Annotated in this window: 16 protein-coding genes and 1 pseudogene; 10 read left to right on the top strand and 7 right to left on the bottom strand. The window is 68.9% G+C overall.

Annotation, left to right across the window (positions count from 1 at the left end; genetic code table 11):
- Nucleotides 1-46 precede the first annotated feature (46 nt).
- From ACFWVP_RS34030 to ACFWVP_RS34020, 3 genes are all read left to right on the top strand, one after another.
- A complete protein-coding gene (locus tag ACFWVP_RS34030; RefSeq protein ID WP_384501926.1) occupies nt 47-544 on the top strand; it encodes a DUF4334 domain-containing protein in 498 nt (165 codons plus the stop codon).
- Complete coding sequence (locus ACFWVP_RS34025) at nt 541-1,632, top strand: NAD(P)-dependent alcohol dehydrogenase (RefSeq protein WP_384501925.1); 1,092 nt, start codon at nt 541-543, stop codon at nt 1,630-1,632. Before ACFWVP_RS34030 ends, ACFWVP_RS34025 begins: the two co-directional genes overlap by 4 nt.
- A gap of 265 nt (nt 1,633-1,897) precedes the next feature.
- The gene (locus ACFWVP_RS34020) at nt 1,898-3,076 is read left to right on the top strand and encodes a TetR/AcrR family transcriptional regulator (protein WP_384501923.1); all 1,179 of its coding nucleotides are present in this window, start codon (nt 1,898-1,900) and stop codon (nt 3,074-3,076) included.
- Nucleotides 3,077-3,238: 162 nt separating this feature from the next.
- Here the strand turns inward: ACFWVP_RS34020 and ACFWVP_RS34015 are convergent, their stop codons facing one another.
- Entirely contained in the window at nt 3,239-4,438 is a 1,200-nt protein-coding gene (locus ACFWVP_RS34015) for an oxygenase MpaB family protein (RefSeq protein ID WP_384501921.1), read from the bottom strand.
- 357 nt (nt 4,439-4,795) lie between these two features.
- On the opposite strand from ACFWVP_RS34015, the gene ACFWVP_RS34010 reads away from it, so the two are divergent.
- Together ACFWVP_RS34010 and ACFWVP_RS34005 are read left to right on the top strand one after the other, a co-directional pair.
- On the top strand, nt 4,796-6,049 hold the full coding sequence (locus ACFWVP_RS34010) for a GAF domain-containing protein (RefSeq protein WP_384501920.1): 1,254 nt from the start codon (nt 4,796-4,798) through the stop codon (nt 6,047-6,049).
- A gap of 117 nt (nt 6,050-6,166) precedes the next feature.
- Nucleotides 6,167-7,690, top strand: a complete 1,524-nt coding sequence (locus tag ACFWVP_RS34005) for an aldehyde dehydrogenase family protein (RefSeq protein WP_384501919.1) — start codon at nt 6,167-6,169, stop codon at nt 7,688-7,690.
- 326 nt (nt 7,691-8,016) lie between these two features.
- Here ACFWVP_RS34005 and ACFWVP_RS34000 read toward each other — a convergent pair.
- A pseudogene (locus ACFWVP_RS34000) lies at nt 8,017-8,308 on the bottom strand (transposase); the annotation flags it as partial.
- Nucleotides 8,309-8,333: 25 nt separating this feature from the next.
- Nucleotides 8,334-8,459, bottom strand: coding sequence for a hypothetical protein (locus ACFWVP_RS33995; RefSeq protein WP_384501959.1), 126 nt, complete (start codon nt 8,457-8,459; stop codon nt 8,334-8,336).
- Here ACFWVP_RS33995 and ACFWVP_RS33990 point away from each other — a divergent pair.
- The 3 genes from ACFWVP_RS33990 (at nt 8,458) to ACFWVP_RS33980 (ending at nt 10,778) form a co-directional block, all read left to right on the top strand.
- Complete coding sequence (locus ACFWVP_RS33990) at nt 8,458-8,592, top strand: hypothetical protein (protein WP_384501918.1); 135 nt, start codon at nt 8,458-8,460, stop codon at nt 8,590-8,592. The genes ACFWVP_RS33995 and ACFWVP_RS33990 overlap by 2 nt on opposite strands.
- A gap of 78 nt (nt 8,593-8,670) precedes the next feature.
- Entirely contained in the window at nt 8,671-9,540 is an 870-nt protein-coding gene (locus ACFWVP_RS33985; RefSeq protein ID WP_384501917.1) for an HNH endonuclease, read from the top strand.
- 605 nt (nt 9,541-10,145) lie between these two features.
- Nucleotides 10,146-10,778, top strand: a complete 633-nt coding sequence (locus ACFWVP_RS33980) for an SMI1/KNR4 family protein (protein ID WP_384501916.1) — start codon at nt 10,146-10,148, stop codon at nt 10,776-10,778.
- 282 nt (nt 10,779-11,060) lie between these two features.
- Here the strand turns inward: ACFWVP_RS33980 and ACFWVP_RS33975 are convergent, their stop codons facing one another.
- The 4 genes from ACFWVP_RS33975 to ACFWVP_RS33960 form a co-directional block, all read right to left on the bottom strand.
- On the bottom strand, nt 11,061-11,813 hold the full coding sequence (locus tag ACFWVP_RS33975) for a hypothetical protein (RefSeq protein ID WP_384501915.1): 753 nt from the start codon (nt 11,811-11,813) through the stop codon (nt 11,061-11,063).
- A 522-nt stretch (nt 11,814-12,335) separates the two neighbouring features.
- Nucleotides 12,336-12,689 (bottom strand): hypothetical protein, encoded by a 354-nt coding sequence (locus ACFWVP_RS33970; protein WP_384501914.1) that lies wholly within the window; start codon nt 12,687-12,689, stop codon nt 12,336-12,338.
- Between the two features lie 711 nt (nt 12,690-13,400).
- The gene (locus tag ACFWVP_RS33965) at nt 13,401-13,622 is read right to left on the bottom strand and encodes an NAD(P)H-binding protein (RefSeq protein WP_384501913.1); all 222 of its coding nucleotides are present in this window, start codon (nt 13,620-13,622) and stop codon (nt 13,401-13,403) included.
- 55 nt (nt 13,623-13,677) lie between these two features.
- Nucleotides 13,678-14,298: an NADPH-dependent F420 reductase gene (locus ACFWVP_RS33960; protein ID WP_384501911.1), complete on the bottom strand. Its 621-nt coding sequence runs from the start codon at nt 14,296-14,298 to the stop codon at nt 13,678-13,680.
- A gap of 322 nt (nt 14,299-14,620) precedes the next feature.
- Between ACFWVP_RS33960 and ACFWVP_RS33955 the strand changes: the two genes are divergently transcribed.
- Nucleotides 14,621-15,544: a LysR family transcriptional regulator gene (locus ACFWVP_RS33955; protein ID WP_384501910.1), complete on the top strand. Its 924-nt coding sequence runs from the start codon at nt 14,621-14,623 to the stop codon at nt 15,542-15,544.
- 409 nt (nt 15,545-15,953) lie between these two features.
- Nucleotides 15,954-16,388, top strand: coding sequence for a hypothetical protein (locus ACFWVP_RS33950; protein WP_384501909.1), 435 nt, complete (start codon nt 15,954-15,956; stop codon nt 16,386-16,388).
- Nucleotides 16,389-16,574: the final 186 nt, after the last annotated feature.

Genomic DNA, 16,574 nt, shown 5'->3' with positions numbered 1-16,574 from the left:
CTGACGATTCACCTCCGTGGCGTCAGCACCGACGAGAGGACACCTCATGGACGTATTCGAGGCCCGCGCCCGGTTCCAGGAACTGCGGGAGCAGGACGGACTGATTCCCACTCTTCAGCTCGACGAGGTCTGGGCGGCGTTGGCCACGGTCCGCCCCGACGAGATACTCGGCGACTGGAAGGGCGGCGAGTTCCGCACGGGTCACCCCCTCGACGGCACGCTGGAGAAGGCCGACTGGTACGGCAAGTCGTTCGCCTCCGTGCATGACGCCAAGCCGCTGATCTGCCGGAACGCGGCGGGCGAGCTGTACTCCAACCGTGAGCTCGCCAAGGGTGAGGCCAGCCTGTGGACCGTCGAGTTCCGCGGTGAGGCGACGGCCACCATGGTCTATGACGGCCGGCCGGTCCTCGACCACTTCAAGCGGGTGGACGAGACCACGCTGATGGGGATCATGAACGGCAAGGGTGTCCCCGCCGAGGGCCCCTTCTTCTACTTCTTCCTCGATCGGTCCCCCGGGGCCACGCTTGCCGGCGAGGGCTCGTGAGGCGCGTCCGCGCCGCGGTCACCGAGGCCCCGGGCGCTCCGTTCACCCTCCGCGACGCGGACCTCGGTGACCCGCGGCCACGCGAGGTGCTGGTGAGGATGACGGCGGTCGGCGTCTGTCACACCGACCTGGGGATGCGGGACACCTGGCCCCGGCAGCTCACCCCGATGGTCTTCGGCCACGAGGGCTCGGGCCGCGTCGAGGCAGTGGGCGCGGAGGTGACCGGTGTCGGGCCGGGGGACCACGTCTGCCTCACCTTCGCCAGTTGCGGCGCCTGCGAGCAGTGCGCGGCGGGACATCCGGCCTACTGTCACGCCGCGCAGGCCCTGAACTTCTCCGGCGGACGCGAGGACGGCACCACTCCGCTCTCTCTCGACGGCGCCCCGCTCCGTGCCGGCTTCTTCGGCCAGTCGAGCTTCGCCACGTACGCCGTCGTCCAAGAGCGGGGCGTGGTCAAGGTCCCCGACGACCTGCCGGCCGCGGTCGCCGCGCCGCTTGGCTGCGGCGGTCAGACGGGCGCGGGAACCGTGCTCAACCGGTTGCGCCCCGAGCCGGGTTCCTCTCTGGTCGTCCTGGGCGCGGGCGGGGTCGGCCTGAGCGCGCTGATGGCCGCGGTGGCCGTGGGGTGCGATCCGGTGGTGGCCGTCGACCCGGTCGCCCACCGCCGTGCGCTGGCCACCGAACTCGGTGCCAAGGCGGCCCTCGCCCCCGGGGACGGACTGGTGGCGGCGCTGTGTGATCTCACCGGCGGCGGTGCGCACCACATCGTCGAGACCACCGGTCGTCCGGAAATGGCCCGCCGGGCTGTCGGCGCACTGCGCCCGCGCGGCGCAGTCGCCCTCCTCGGCCTCGGCGGTGAGGTGACGTTCGACGTGATGGCCCTGCTCGCGAAGGGCGTCCGCGTGCACGGGGTGATCGAGGGGGACTCCGACCCCGGCCGTTTCATCCCCGAGCTGATCGGCCTGTACGGACGCGGCCTCTTCCCGGTCGACCGGCTGGTCACCACGTTCCCGTTCGAGGACATCGGCGCGGCCGTGGCGGCCATGCGGGACGGCAGCGTGGTCAAGCCGGTTCTCACCTTCGCCTGACCGTGACCGGGCCCGGTCACGCACCGGGAACGACGTACCGGTCGGCATGCCCCCGCCGGACCTTCGACAGCCGCATGCCGACATCCGTCCGTCGACATCCGTCTGCCCGGCATCCGTCCGTCGCCTGCCACGCGCATGCCGTCGGCGATCGGCACGAGCCGTTCGCAGCCCGTAACTCACGTGCGAAGTGATTCGGGAATCACGTCCCGTGCGGTCCACGCCGAGGAATCCCGGCCTACTCACGGCGTGTGATTGACTGATCCGCATGGCCCCCGCCCCCCCGTCCGCCCGTTCGGCCGCGGCCACCCGGCCCCGCAACCGTAGGCAGCTCATCGTCGACGCGGCCGGGCGGGTCTTCAGCGAGCGTGGCTACCACGCGGCGTCCATGGAGGAGGTCGCCGCCGGCGTGGGTATCACCGCGGCGGCCCTGTACCGGCATTTCCCGAACAAGTACGCGCTGTTCACCGAGTGCGCCGACGTCATGGTGGACGGACTGGTCGCCGCGCTCGACGAGGTGCCGCCCGGGGCGGCCTTGAGGGATGTCCTCACCGCCGTCACCCGGATCACCGTCGCGCATCGCGCGTCCGGCGGCCTGTACCGATGGGAGGCCCGATACCTCAACCGTGAGGACCGCAGGCGTCTCGGGGCGAAGTTCGGTCAGCTGGTCGAGCGGGTCGACGAGGCGGTGCGGCGCGAGTACCCACTGCCTGACAGTCACCTCCGGGCCACAGCGGCCCTCGGTGCTGTCGCGTCCATCACCATGCATCACACCTCCATCGCCCAACGCCGGGCCGAGGAGTTGCTGCTGGCGTCCGCGCTGTGCGTGGCGGCGAGCGATCCCGCGGCGGGCCGGCTGGGCGCACACCCCGTCGAGCTGCCCGCCCGGCCGGTGCCGCGCACACGGCGCGCCGAGATCCTTGCCGCCTCCATCCCGCTCTTCGCCCGGGACGGCTTCACCGGCGTCACGAACGGACAGATCGCGGAGGCGGTGGGGCTGACCCCGTCCGCGCTGTACCGCCACTACCCCGGCAAGATCGACATCCTGGCGGCGGCGTGCCTCCAGGCGGCGGGACTGCTGGCACAGGGTGTGGAGCGGAGCCTGCGCGAGGTGGCCGGCCCGCAGGAGGCCGTCGTCGCGCTCGCGGCGACGTACGTGGCGTACAGCTTCGAGTACACCGAGCTCAACAGTGTCGCCGAGGCCGAGCTCGCCGGCTTGCCGGCCGGCCTGCGCCGGCCCGTGGTCCTCGCGCAACGGGAACACATAGCCGTCTGGGAGCAGCAGTTGCGGCTGGCCCGTCCGGAGCTCGACCCCCGCCAGGCCCGGGTGCTGGTGCACGCGGGGTTCGGTGTCGTGGTCGAGGCCGGGCGCAGGCTGCGGTGGCGGGACAGCCCTGCCCATCGTGAGGCCGTGACCGTTCTGGTCGTGGGTGCGCTGGGTTGCTGAGTGGCCGTTGTCGGAACCCGGCACTCGACGACACATGCCGCCGTCGTGGACACCGCCGTCGTAGGTACCCGCCGTCGTCGCGCCCCGCGTGAAATCCGCCCCTCTGTCCGCCCCTCGGCCTGGCTGCCGCGGGGCGGACACGGGTGGGACCGGATCGGCGGCTCAGCCCGCCCTGTTCCCGGTGGGGATCGTGATGGAAGTGGTGGTCCCTGAGGAACCCTTGTTGAGGAACAGCATGGCCAGGGCACGCACGAACTGGTCGAACATGTAGAAGGTGCCGGGCATGACGGGCGACAGCCCTTCGCGGAACAGGATGTACGCCGGCCACGCGGTGCGGACCAGGGCGGCCGACACGTAGTCGCGTTTCAGCCCCAGCCAGTCTCCGACCTCGTCGCTGAGGACGTAACGCACGAACTCGTTGATGAACCCGCGCGTGACGCCGAGGTCGATCTGTGCGGTCAGGCCGAGCAGGTCCTCGGCCAGTGCGATGCCCTCGGTCGACGGGGTGAGGATCGGGGTGAGCACCTGCGCCGACTGCTTCTCGGCGGCCGCCCACGTCCTGGGGATGTGCTCGTACGGTACGCCGAGCAGGTTGATCGCGACCTGCCACGAGTGCAGGAACGCCTCCTGGTCCGCTGCCGGATACGGGATCCTCCAGTCGAGCAGTTTCCTGTGTACGTAGGTGCCCAGGCTGTGGAAGGTGACGAGGATGTCGGCAGCGCTGATGGGGACGGTCTCGTCGGCGACCGCGCGCCAGTGCGGCGACTGCGGCAGCAGGTGACGCACGGCGGCGTGCACCACGCGCGTCTTGTTGGCGGTCACGACGAACTGTCCCGTGGGCTTGAAGGCTCCCAACTGGGACAGGTCGTAGCCGAACGTGAACGTCTTGGCCGCGCGGTCCTGCATCTGGGCGCCGCCCGCGGACCAGTAGACGCTCTTGGCCTCGCGTGGGATCACGGTGCTCATGATTCCGCTGCCGAGTCCGTACAGCATGAAGAGGTACAGGTCCCTGCGCCGGTTGAAGTCGCCGGCGCGGGCCAGTTTCGCGGGGTCGGCCCAGGAGGGCAGCCGGTTGACCTGCCCCAGGTACGCGGCGAACTCGGCCGGCAGACCGGTGGGCAGCGGATCGTTGTTGTTCACCCAGGACGCCCACGCGGTGTTGATCGCGGGCACATGACCGTGGTCGAGCATCGAGACCATCAGAGGGTCCGCCGCGTCGTCCCAGATCCACTCCGGACCGGTCCCCGCGTCCGCCCCGGTCATCGAGCCCGTGGATGCCCACGCCTGGGCGGGGCTCGCCACGCCCACGAGGCCGAGTGCGACACCGAGGGACAGGGCCCTTCGCCTGCTGAGATTCTCCATTGACTTACCTGCTTCCCTGATGGGCCAGGCGATCTCATGTCCTGTTGTCGCCCTGCCGAATGAATGGTCAATGCGTGGCGAGACGTTTCGCAGCGATGTGATTTTCCATTAACATAGCGATCCATGTCATCGTCGGCAATGGTCGTGACCGAGGCCCGTCGCAGACGTCACCCTGGAATCGCCTCGGCCGCTCGGGCCCCCTCCCCCGCCCGGCCGTCGCTCCGCGCACCCACCGGGTGCGGCACGATCCACCCGCACCAGCCGCTCGTCGTGTGATTGCCCCGCACCCACCGGTTGTCGCAGGCTGCCCGTTGCCCTGACGATGGGGCGGAACGCCGCCACGGACGGGAGGGCGAGTTGACGGATCCCTGGGCGGCCCTGGCCGCCGACGCGAATCCCGGCACACGACTCGGCGAACTGCGGCGCGCACACGAGGTGTTCACCTCCGACGGACGGCTGGAGACACCGGTGCGCTCCGTGGTGGGCCAGTCGTGGCGTCGTTCCGCCCGGGCGCGGGTCAGCCCCGACGGCGCGGCGCTGGTCGAGCTCCGCGCGGACGAACTCGGACCGTACCGGGACACGCACCCCCTGGCTCACGTCATGCCGGTGATCCGCGAACTCATGAGTGCCTACGCCATGGACGGCGAGCATCTGCTCGCGGTCTGCGATGCCCACGGCCGGCTGCTGTGGGTCGAGGGGCATGCGCGTGCCCGCCGACGCGCGGAGCGGATGAATTTCGTGGAAGGTGCCCGCTGGGCCGAGTCGGAGGCCGGGACGAACGCACCCGGCACCGCTCTCGCGATCGACCGCCCGGTCCAGGTGTTCGCCGCCGAGCACTTCCTCCGCCCGGTCCAGCAGTGGACGTGTGCCGCCGCCCCGCTGCACGACCCGCACACGGGCCGGGTGCTCGGTGCCGTCGACATCACCGGCGGGAACGGGCTCGCGCATCCGCACAGCCTGGCGTTCGTACAGGCCGTGGCGCGCGCCGCCGAGTCCCAGCTCGCACTCATCGCGCCGCGGCCCGCCAACGGGTCGGCGCAGCTCTCCGCGCTCGGCCGCGACGAGGCGCTCCTGGTCCTGAGCGGGCGCAGGATCCGGCTCAGCAGACGCCACAGCGAGATCCTGGTGACGCTGGCCCTCCACCCGGAGGGCCTCGGCGGTGACGAACTGCTGATCGAGCTGTACGAGGACGAGTCCGTCACCCCGGTGACGGTGCGGGCCGAACTCGCCCGCCTGCGGCGGCTTCTGGGAGCCGAGCTGCTGCGCTCGCGTCCGTACCGGCTGGGCACGCCGGTGGACGCGGACTTCGACACCGTCGCGCGCAGGCTGGAGTCCGGGGCGGTGGCGGCAGCGCTCGGAGCGTACGCGGGCCCCCTGCTGCCGCGTTCGCAGGCACCGGCGGTCGTCCGGCTGCGGCGCCGGATCACCGACGAACTGCGGGCCGCGCTGATCGCGCGCGGCGATCCGGGGCTGCTGGCCGACTGGGCGCACAGCCCGTGGGGTGCGGAGGACCTCCCGGTCTGGCGGGCGCTCGCCGTGTCGGCGCCCCCGGAGCGGAGGGCGGCACTACTCGCCAGGGCCCGGGTGCTCGACGCGGAGCAGCGCGCGTAGTCCGCTCAGGGGAGCGCCCGGAACGGTCGGCGCAACGGTGTTGCAACGGCGTGCGGCCTAGCTTCACGCCGAGGGCCGTCCAACGGCGGGCGGCACCGGATCCGGGAGGCCACAGAGATGACCCGCTACGCCGCACCGGGCACCGAGGGTGCCATCGTCTCGTACGAGTCCCGTTACGACCACTGGATCGGGGGCGCCTATGTCCCGCCGGCCCGTGGTCAGTACTTCGAGAACCCGAGCCCCGTCAACGGCCGCCCCTTCACGGAGATCGCCCGCGGCACCGAGGCCGATGTCGAGCGCGCCCTGGACGCCGCCCATGCGGCTGCCCCTGCCTGGGGCGCCGTCTCGGCGGGTGACCGCGCGACCGTCCTGAACCGGATCGCCGACCGTATGGAAGAGCATCTGGACGAGCTGGCGGTCGCCGAGAGCTGGGAGAACGGCAAGCCGGTGCGCGAGACGCTGGCTGCGGACATTCCGCTGGCCGTCGACCACTTCCGGTACTTCGCGGGTGCGCTGCGCGCCCAGGAGGGCTCGCTCAGCGAGATCGACGACGACACCGTCGCGTACCACTTCCACGAGCCGCTGGGTGTGGTGGCTCAGATCATTCCGTGGAACTTCCCCATCCTGATGGCCGTCTGGAAGCTCGCGCCCGCGCTGGCCGCCGGGAACGCGGTGGTCCTCAAGCCGGCCGAACAGACCCCGGCGTCGATCCACCTGTGGATGAGTCTCGTCGCGGATCTGCTTCCGCCCGGCGTCGTCAACATCCTCAACGGCTTCGGCGCGGAGGCCGGCAAGCCGCTCGCCTCCAGTCCGCGGGTCGCGAAGATCGCCTTCACGGGAGAGACCACGACGGGGCGCCTGATCATGCAGTACGCCTCGGAGAACCTCAAGCCCGTCACGCTGGAGCTGGGGGGCAAGTCGCCGAACCTCTTCTTCGACGACGTCTGGGCGCTGGACGACGACTTCCGCGACAAGGCGCTTGAAGGCTTCACCATGTTCGCCCTCAATCAGGGCGAGGTGTGTACGTGTCCGTCGCGGGCGCTGATCCAGCGCGGACACTACGGCGAGTTCCTGGAAGCGGGCATCGCCCGCACCGAACAGATCGTGCCCGGGCACCCGCTGGACACCGCCACGATGATCGGCGCACAGGCCTCCGACGAACAGCTGAAGAAGATCCTCTCGTATCTGGAGATCGGGCAGCAGGAGGGCGCGAAGCTTCTGACCGGTGGTCACATTATTGAACACGGGGGCGAGTTGGCGGGCGGCTACTACTTACAGCCGACGATCTTCGAGGGTGACAACCCTATGCGGGTCTTCCAGGAGGAGATCTTCGGCCCCGTGCTCGCGGTGACGTCCTTCTCGGACTTCGACGAAGGAATCAGGACGGCGAACGACACACCGTACGGGCTCGGCGCGGGCGTATGGACCCGGGACACCAACACCGCCTACCGGGCGGGCCGGTCCATCAAGGCGGGCAGGGTCTGGACGAACTGCTACCACGCCTACCCGGCACACGCCGCTTTCGGCGGATACAAGCAGTCGGGCATCGGCAGGGAGAACCACAAGATGATGCTGGAGCACTACCAGCAGACGAAGAACCTGCTCGTGTCGTACTCGCCGAAGAAGCTCGGCTTCTTCTAGGGGCACGGAAGAAGGCCCCTGACCTGGGGTTTCCCCCGGGCCAGGTGCCTTCTTGCAGCGCTCGAGCCTTTCCATGGGAGGAGGCGTCGAAATACTCCTCTTCTTCCAGTTCATCCCACCCGTAACCCAGTCCTGACCAGCAGTTCCGGGCCATACACGGGCCAGGATCGCGGCTCAGCCCTTCGCGCCGCTGTCCTAGCTGCACCGGCTCCACTCCTGCATCGACTCCTCGATGAGCCGGTTGGAATGCTCCTGAAGACCGTCCAGGAACTTGGCGTAGTACTGGAAGAGCACTTGGATGCTCTGGCCAGATCGGTTTGACCTCCTCATCTGGCGGTGGCGGGTTGAGGTTCGTAGAAGGTTCCGTCGCGGAGCATGGCGAAGAGGGCGTCGGCCCGGCGTCGGGCGAGGCAGAGCAGAGCCTGGGTGTGGTGCTTGCCTTGGCCGATCTTCTTGTCGTAGTAGGCCCGGGTCGCCGAGGGCGGCGAACGCGGAGAGGAAGAAGGCCTGTTTGAGCTGCTTGCTTCCTCTTCGGGACGGCTGTTCGCCGCGGATCGAGGAGCCTGAGTTGCGGGTTGCCGGGGCGAGTCCGGCGTAGGCGGCGAGGTGGGCGGCGGAGAGGGCCGACCATCCGGGACCCCGGCTATACCAGTACCGACTGACGGGGTTCGACCACGTCGGCCAGTTCGTGGCCCAGCTTGTTCCAGAACCCCCGGCCGAGGAGACCAAGGACCTGACGACGGCGGCGCCAGGCGCTGAACGGGGCCATGAAACTCTCCCAGGCTGACGCCGAGTCCGGCGTCCAGGAAGCCCGCTCGGTGCTCGGAGACCTCGGTGAGGCCCTGGCCAAGGTGGCACAGCAGATGGGCGATGCCGACATCGGCAACCAGGACCACAACTGACACGTCCTCGCCAAGAAGGGCCCCGGCGAGTGCGCGAACACTCCCGGGGCGTGGACAACGCTTTCGAGGAGCGCCGACATGACCAAGCGTACTTGCGCCGCGTCCGGGTGCGACAGGATCGCGGCCTCCAGACGTGGCATGTGTTCGATGCACTACCAGCGTGTGTGGAAACAGGAGCGGTCCTGCTCCGTGGAGGGCTGCGCGAGACCGTACGCGGCCAAGAACCTGTGCGCCATGCACTACAAGCGGCAGCGCAAGGGCCAGAGCTTTGACATCCCTCCCCTCGGAGCCGGTAAGGCCGCTGGGTGCTCCGTGGACGGCTGTGAGAGCCCCTACGCGGGACGCGGGTTCTGCGGAGTACACCTTCAGCGTTTCCGCCGCACAGGCGACCCTCTGGCCTTCCGCTCGCCTCGGAGAGACGGATGCGAGGTGGCCGGCTGCGAGGAGGAGCACTTCGGACTCGGCTACTGCCGGGGGCACTACAAGCGCGTCCGTCGGCTGGGAACGACTGGTGAGAAGTCGTGCAAGCTGTGCCAGAAGCCTTTTGAGCGTCCGATCGGTAAGAGAGGCAGTTACGACTACTGCTCGGAGTGCCTGGTCGCAGGCCCCGCTGCCTGGGCCGCACTCCGCCGCCAGCGCCTCGCGGCCAACAACGTGGGCATGACCGAAGAGGGCAAGACAGACTCCCGCGAGTACCGCTCCATCCTCTCCAACGACCCGTGCGTCTTCTGTGGAGTGCCGTCTCGGGCCGTAGACCACATTTTGCCGGTCGTGAACGGTGGCTCCGACCGTTGGGACAACCTCGCCCCGGTATGCCAGTCGTGCAACAGCTCCAAGCACGACCGTGACCTGATGCAGTTCCTTTTGCTCCGTCTGGGGGAGCTGGCATCGCCCCCGGGATGTGCCGATGGATATCGGTTCACTCCCGCTCTCTCGCAAGCAGATTGAGGCCAAGCTGGAAGCACGTCACGGATCGTCCTCTATGCGGGGGCGGTCCGTTCCTGCAAAACGAGCCCACTGCTCAGGCTCCTCATCGATGTCGCCCAGGCGCCTCGCACCGGCGAGATTGTGGTGGTCGCCAAAACCTGCCAGACGACCCACCGGAGCCTGTTCACGGTCCTGATGAACCCGGACCTGTTCGGGCCTCTGGCCCAGCAGGTGCGGTACACCCCCGGCGCTCCCACGGCGAAATCCTGGGGCGCACCGTGCACGTGATCGGCGGAGTACGTAGGGATCTGGTATCGGCGGTTCATCCTCGGTGAGTGGTGCGCGGCAGAGGGCGCGGTCTTCGACATGTTCGACCGGGCCCGGCACGACATCGTCGCCCTCGGCTCGAACTTCACCCGGTCGCCATCGAACATGGCCGCGACTGCGCCATGACGAGGGAGTCAAGCAGATCGGCGGCCCGCTGCCCGGCAGAGTGATCCTCATCATCCCCCGACACGTCGTCGACGAGCCGCCGCTCACGGCCGTCGTCGACCGCCTCACCTTCGGGGTATCGGCCGGCGGGGGCCTCGAATCGTCGTGTCGGAGGTGTGCGGCAGGATGACGCCATGCCACAGCAGATCTTGCCCCCGTCGGAGTCCTGGCGCCTGATCGATGCCTGGTTGGCCACTCACGTCGCCTCCGATTTCGCACTCCTCAATCCGCCGGCGACACCGGGCGAGATCCGAAATGCGGAACGGATGCTCGGCGCCCGACTACCCGATGACCTCGCTGAGTCTCTCCAATGCCACAACGGGGTGAGCGCCTGGACAACCATCATGCCGGAGCAGTCCCCGCTCGCCGTGAGTGACATCGTGGTCCGTTGGCAGACCTGCGTGGACGTCGCGGCGGGAAACGAGGGTCTGACCCCTCGCCCCTGGGAGGAGGAGCCTTGGTGGCACCGTCTCTGGGTTCCCTGGGCTGAGAGTGCCGATGGCGCGGCGCAGGTCATCGACCAACGTCCTGGTCCTGACACGGGGCGTCTCGGCTGGGCGGGCCACAGCGGGGGCGGTGACTTCACCGATTCCTGGCCTGACCTGTCGAGCCTTCTCCACGCCGTGGCGCAAGCACTTCATGAAGGTGGAGACGTCCGCGGACTGCACCCCTACCTCACCACGCGAGGCGGGATGTGGTGGGACGAGGAGGGCTGCGGCGAGCTGAACGGTCACCCGCTGAGGTCCGCACCGATCGGGCTGCCCTGACCACCAGCCAACGCGGACCGCCGCCGAGTCGACACGAACCAGCGGACCGCTCCTACTTCTCACAGACATTTCCGAGGTCTCTGGCCCACGGCCGTTTCTACTACGCTTCGACGAACGTTCTTGCTCGTGATTTACCCAGCCGGCGTGCCGGTCGAAGCCACCGGTCCGCTGAGGCCAAGGTGTCTTACGGGCGACCAAGCGTGCTCGGGAGCAGCTGCAGCCGGGCCGGGAGAACTTCGGTGCGTTCAGCGAGATGGGTCGTGCGGCGGACCGTGGTCGGGTTCAGGTGCTATGGACTTCGGTGACGTTCTCGATGAGGGTGGCGACGACCGCCTCGTCGGGGCCCGGATCCGGCTCGAACGTGGCGAGCATCCCGGGCGGCATAGGCCCCGTGGTTTCCAGGACGTCCATCGTCGCGATGACGCCTCCGACCCGTACGGCGGTCACCAGGGACCAGACGAATCCTCCGTTGTCCAACCGGGACAGGGTTCGGAACCGCAGTGCGTTCTCCCCGAGGTCCGGGACGTCCAGTACCTCGGTCGTGACGGACGCCTTTCCGATCGTGTTGCTGAAGCTGAACCGGCCGCATGCCCCGACGGCCTTGCGCAACTGCTCCATGCGTGCCCGTGCGGCCCCTTCCGGATAGCTCATCAGGTTGGTGCTCCTGGGGGCCATGGAGGTACCGGCCCGGTACATGGTCGACGAGGCCGCGGCAGCCTCCTCACCATCACCCCTGGTGGGCTCCTTCACATGCCGGCAGACCTCCGGGGCCACGGTCTCCTTGACGTCGAAGGATGAGTCCATTTCAGCCCCGTCCCGAGAGCTGCTCCCCGTGATCTCGAAACCGACGGCCTGGTCCGCGGTGAGCAGCGCGGCCTTCAACTTGGCAGCGGTCAGCGGTGCGGAGTGCGCCGTCGCCTTACCGGCTGCCGTGCTCGTCGCCTGCCCCGGCTTCCTCTCGCCGTCGACGGGGTCGGCACTGTCCCCGCACCCTGCGGTCAGCCCTACCGCCGAGACCAGCGCCACCGTCGACACCAGTCTTCGTCCGCTCCTTCGCACCATCGGGTCCCCACCCTCGAACTCGCATTGCTCACCTACCTACTGGCGAACCATATCCGCGCATGCCCGGCGCAGTGATGTACCCGTGGGTGAAGATGACCGGCATTTCCAGCTGGTCAAGGAGCGGGGCCAGGTCGCCCGCAAACTGCAGGCGCGCCCCGCTACCCCGCAGGTGACCTCGATCTCACGACTCGTATCGCCCTTTGCGCGGAACTCGAAGTCGTGCCGCTCGTCGGTTGCGCGCGGTGCGGACCTGCTCCTCGGGGGCCCGACGCCGCCTCCCGGTACGGAATGGTCAACCACCGCCGGGAAGACAAGTCACCGTCCATCGCCCGGCTGAACACGCTGGTCGAGGCGAACCTGCGCGCAGCCGGCATCACCGTTCCGTATCAGTGACGGCCTGACCGGGGACCTGGCTCGGCAAGACATGCTTGAGGTGGAAGAGGTCCTACGTCGTCGGAAGCACGGATTCATCGCCACGCCCCGCTCATCCCCCGCTCAGTCGTCCTTCCGGTACCTGATCGCCATCACCGCGAGTCCCCCTCCGGCCAGGGCCATGGTCCCTCCGATGAGGACGACGATCCACCCGAAGAAGTCCTTTGCCGTGTCCTGCTGGTTCGCGGCCTCCTCGGCACCGAACGTATCGGTTGTCTTGCCGTTGGACCGGGAGTAGCTCTCGCACGTCTGGTCCTCCTCCATGATCTGGCCACCGCAGAGCGCCGGCGGTTCGTCGACGATCATGTCCTTGCCCACCAGCCCGACCCAGATCCCGGCGGTCAACAGCACGAGCACGATGACGGACATGCAGCCCCACTGGCCAACTTTTCTCTCCGGGTTTCCTGTCGTGGTCATGGACGCCATTGCCTTCCAACTCATGCCCGGCACTGGGGAGTACGGCAGAGACAGCTCTCCGCGAGGTTGGAAAGCGCTCACTGACCGCGGCCTGGCGCAGCATCACCGAGGCTCTCGCGGGGCACTGCAGAACCGATGAAATTCCGCTGAAACCGAGGTCGCGTCGGCAGCGGACGGAACCATCACCGCACAGCGTGACTCGGGCACCGGCGTTCTGGCTGGGCAGCAGGGTAATGCGCCGCGTACCACCAGCGGGCGAAGAACCTCCTCGCGTCGTACTCGCCGAAGGGGCACGGCTTCTTCCATACGCGCCAGAAGCGGTTCCCGACCGGGTATTTGATCTGTGAGGCGCCCTCCCTGGAGTGCAGGTGATCCACAGGGCGGAGTGCGGAGTAGCTTGCTGCATCCCGCCTGCTCTTCCGCGCCCCGGCTTGGACCTGCGCGCCCGAACTGCGCGAGCCAAGTGCACGCGGAGGAAGTTCTGGGACTCTGCCGCGCTCCCCTAGAACCCCGTCCCCCACCTCATGGGAACGCGAAGAACAGTGCGTTGCGCGCCGCCGTCATCACGCGGTACCCGGCCGTCCCCTGCGTGGTCTCATGCACCCCTGAGCGGCGGTGACAACTTCACGGCTGCGCGGGAGCGCCGTTCCCCACGGCTGAAGGAGTACCCGCGCTCGCGAAGGTTGAGAGGCACCTGGAAGCAGCACACCCCTATCTGGGAACGCCCGCACGAGCATGGCGTCCCGCATGTGCCTCCTTGAGCCCGTCGAGATCCGCGAGGTCGCCGCGGCGCACCTTCGCGCCGAGCGCGGACAGCGCCGCCGCGGCCGTCTCCGATCGGGCCAGGCCGGTGACCTCGTGCCCGGCGGCGACGAGGTCGGGGATGATGTACGAACCGGAATGGCCGGTCCCGCCAGTGACGAGAACGCGCATGCTACTGGTCCTTGTGATTGTTATGGCACGAGAAGTGGTGGGCGGGCGGTCGCGCTCAGGCAGAGGTGTTGACGCCGAGGGTGAAGTTGAAGCTCCCCGCGCCATAGCGGCCCAGGCCGATCATCACCAGACCCGTTCCCTCCAGCCAGCGCGCCATCCCCAGAGGGCCGGTGTCCAGCGGCCGCAGCCCGAGGCTTTCGATGAATGCCGACACCGTCGCCTTGGCCTCGGCGTCGTCGCCGGCGATGAGCACGTCCAGCGGGTTGCCCTGGGCCAGCATGTGACCGAAGACGGTGTTGAACGCCTTCACGACGCGCGCGCCGACGGGGGCGGCCTTGGCGATCTCCTGCGCGCCAGAACTTCCGTCGGGGGTGACAAGGCCCTGGGAATCCGGGGAGACGGGGTTGGTGACGTCGATGATGATCTTGCCGTTCAGTGCGTCCCCGTACTCGCTCACCACCGCCGCCGCGCCGGCGTACGGCACGGCGAGGATAACGATGTCCCCGGCCGGGGCGGCGCGGGTCGTCCCGACAGTGGCGCCGCCGAGCGCGGCGGCCAATTCCTTGGCCTTGGCCGGGTCGCGGCCGATGATCTCGACAGCGTTGCCGCCGGCGAGCGCCCGGTCGGCCAGGGCGCCGGCCATGTTCCCCAGGCCGATAATGCTGATGCCGCTCATCGGTGTGCCTGCTTTCTTGAGCCGGACAGGACGCCATGCCTGCCCAGCCGTTGCTGACTAGCGTGTCGCCGACGTCGTTGTCGCCGGTCGATGCCGTCGTTGCCATCGACGCCGTCGAATGACGCGTCGGACTGCGCTCAATTTCTGATGTGCTCATTCTGGGCCTGGGCCCGGCCGTCAAGTTCCGATGCCGAATTCATATGCCGAATTCGCTTCGCCCCCGTCAGGTACCTATTCAGGCTGCCATTGGCCTGAGTGGGTGTCCAAGACTTCTTCAAGTCGTGGTGATACCCTGAAGGCATCACCGGATCGGGGAGACGCCATGGATCTGGACCTGCGCAAACTGCGTTACTTCGTCGCCGTGGCCGACCAGTTGCACTTCAGCCGCGCCGCCGATGAGCTACATATCGCGCAGCCGGTGCTCAGTCGGCAGATCCGCGCGCTCGAGCAGGACCTCGGTGCCCCACTGTTCACCAGGGATCGCCACGGCGTGGCGCTGACCGACGCGGGCCGACAACTACTGGCCGACGCAGGTCCGCTACTCGCCTCCGCGCACGCGGTCCGCCGCCGGGTGACCGCGGCCGCGCGCGGCGGCCAGCGGCTGACGGTCGGCTTCCGGGCAGGCATTGCGGTCATCCCGGCGGCGCGGGCGTTCGAGGCCCGGCACCCGGACGTGGCCGTGGACGTGCAGCGGATCGAATGGGGCGACCAGGCCACGATGCTGCTCGACGGCCGCATCGACGTCGGCTATGTGCGACTGCCCATCGACGAGGCCGGACTGCGCGTCGTCCCGCTGTACAGCGAACCGCGGGTGGCGGTGCTGCCCGCCGGCCATCGGTTGGCCGGCAGGGAGAAGGTCACCGAGGCCGACCTGGCCGGCGAACCGCTGGTCTGGCATGCCGACCCGAGCACGCAGCCCACCAGGCGGCCGCACCCTAACGCCGGGTACCTGGTGCGCGGGGTGGACGAGACGCTGGAGCATGTCGCGGCCGGCCGGGGTATCTCGTTCCTGGCCCGTTCGGCGACCGTGTTCTACTCCCATCCGGACGTCAGCTACGTGCCCATCCCGGATCTGGCACCCGACCAGGTGTGCCTCGCCGTGGCGGCATCGCGCACCTCGCCGGTGGTCGATGACTTCGTCACCGCGGCTCAGGAGATGGCCGAGACCACGGCAGAATGTGGGAACTACGAGATGTGGCAGCTTGCGAGTGATGCCGTTTCGAGCACGGTTGAGCAGTCCGACTGACAACCCCGGCGTCGACAGAAGGCAGCGGCCACAGTAGTGGCGAAGGCATTGAGCTCGGGGCGGAGGGGATATCGGCCCACGGGGAGCGCGAGCCCACCCTGACTCACTGCCCGCGGTCCCGGCACCGCGAATGACATCAGTCGCCGCCGGTCCTCTCCCTGGAGCGCAATTCCGAAGGAGCCCACTTCTCGGGCGCGGAGCCGGGACATCAGGCCGTCGAGTACCCGGTCGAGCCCGTGGGCGACGTCGTCCTCGCGGATCTGCTGCGGGGCAGGTCCTGTTGGGCAGAGCTGCCCTCGGACGGTGAGCGCGGACGGCCTGGGGGCTGCGCTGGACCCTCTACGACTGGGACGGCGTCCAGGGTTACGGCCACGACGGCGCATCGATCGGCCAGTACGGCCACCTGCGCGTGGTTCCCACAGCGGGCGTCGCGGTCTCCCTGCTCACCGACGGCGGCGGTGCGCGCGGGCTGTACGCGGCCCTCTGCCGGGAACTGCACGCCGACCTGGCCGACGTGACGACACCCGCGCCCTTCGCCCCTGCGGCCGAACCGCCCACGGTTGACCTGGCACGGCTGCTCGGCACGTACGGGCGCGAGGGTGTGGTTGTCACCGTGGCCGAACAGGACGGTGCGGGGCACGCGGTGTACGAGTTCGTCGACGGCACGACGGATTTCTCCCAGCCCCTGGATTTCGATCCGCTCCCGGTGACGGAGTCGGTATTCGCCGGTACGGGGGTGGGTGCCGCAGTCAGCGAGGACCACACTCCCGTGGTTTTCTCCACCCCGCGGGACGGCACAGGCTGCGTCTGCATCGGAATGCGCCGCGGCCCCAAGGTCGCTTGATTGCGACTGCACCGCATAGGGGCGGGACGTGAGGGTGAGCAGTCCTCCGCCCTGCCCGGGCTCGGAGGGCCGACATCGCGCATCTCCCACCTGGAATTTCCTGCCACTCAGCTGGGGAATGTGACGGTCGATTCGGTGAACGGTGCGGGCCCGGACGTGGGGCGCGACCGAAGAAGTCACTTCGGT

It is taken from the genome of Streptomyces sp. NPDC058637 (assembly GCF_042717325.1).
GTDB lineage: Bacteria > Actinomycetota > Actinomycetes > Streptomycetales > Streptomycetaceae > Streptomyces.
Note: the sequence above shows the minus strand (reverse complement) of the source record. Positions and strands in the feature narration are given on the sequence as shown.

What these genes read in the sequence shown, in the direction of transcription:
- ACFWVP_RS33980 (WP_384501916.1), top strand. Translation starts at nt 10,146, where the DNA reads ATGCCACAGCAGATCTTGCCCCCGTCGGAGTCCTGGCGCCTGATCGAT.
- ACFWVP_RS34015 (WP_384501921.1), bottom strand. Translation starts at nt 4,438, where the DNA reads ATGGAGAATCTCAGCAGGCGAAGGGCCCTGTCCCTCGGTGTCGCACTC.
- ACFWVP_RS34005 (WP_384501919.1), top strand. Translation starts at nt 6,167, where the DNA reads ATGACCCGCTACGCCGCACCGGGCACCGAGGGTGCCATCGTCTCGTAC.
- ACFWVP_RS33995 (WP_384501959.1), bottom strand. Translation starts at nt 8,459, where the DNA reads ATGGCCCCGTTCAGCGCCTGGCGCCGCCGTCGTCAGGTCCTTGGTCTC.
- ACFWVP_RS33970 (WP_384501914.1), bottom strand. Translation starts at nt 12,689, where the DNA reads ATGACCACGACAGGAAACCCGGAGAGAAAAGTTGGCCAGTGGGGCTGC.
- ACFWVP_RS34020 (WP_384501923.1), top strand. Translation starts at nt 1,898, where the DNA reads ATGGCCCCCGCCCCCCCGTCCGCCCGTTCGGCCGCGGCCACCCGGCCC.
- ACFWVP_RS33955 (WP_384501910.1), top strand. Translation starts at nt 14,621, where the DNA reads ATGGATCTGGACCTGCGCAAACTGCGTTACTTCGTCGCCGTGGCCGAC.
- ACFWVP_RS33960 (WP_384501911.1), bottom strand. Translation starts at nt 14,298, where the DNA reads ATGAGCGGCATCAGCATTATCGGCCTGGGGAACATGGCCGGCGCCCTG.
- ACFWVP_RS33990 (WP_384501918.1), top strand. Translation starts at nt 8,458, where the DNA reads ATGAAACTCTCCCAGGCTGACGCCGAGTCCGGCGTCCAGGAAGCCCGC.
- ACFWVP_RS34030 (WP_384501926.1), top strand. Translation starts at nt 47, where the DNA reads ATGGACGTATTCGAGGCCCGCGCCCGGTTCCAGGAACTGCGGGAGCAG.
- ACFWVP_RS33965 (WP_384501913.1), bottom strand. Translation starts at nt 13,622, where the DNA reads ATGCGCGTTCTCGTCACTGGCGGGACCGGCCATTCCGGTTCGTACATC.
- ACFWVP_RS33985 (WP_384501917.1), top strand. Translation starts at nt 8,671, where the DNA reads ATGACCAAGCGTACTTGCGCCGCGTCCGGGTGCGACAGGATCGCGGCC.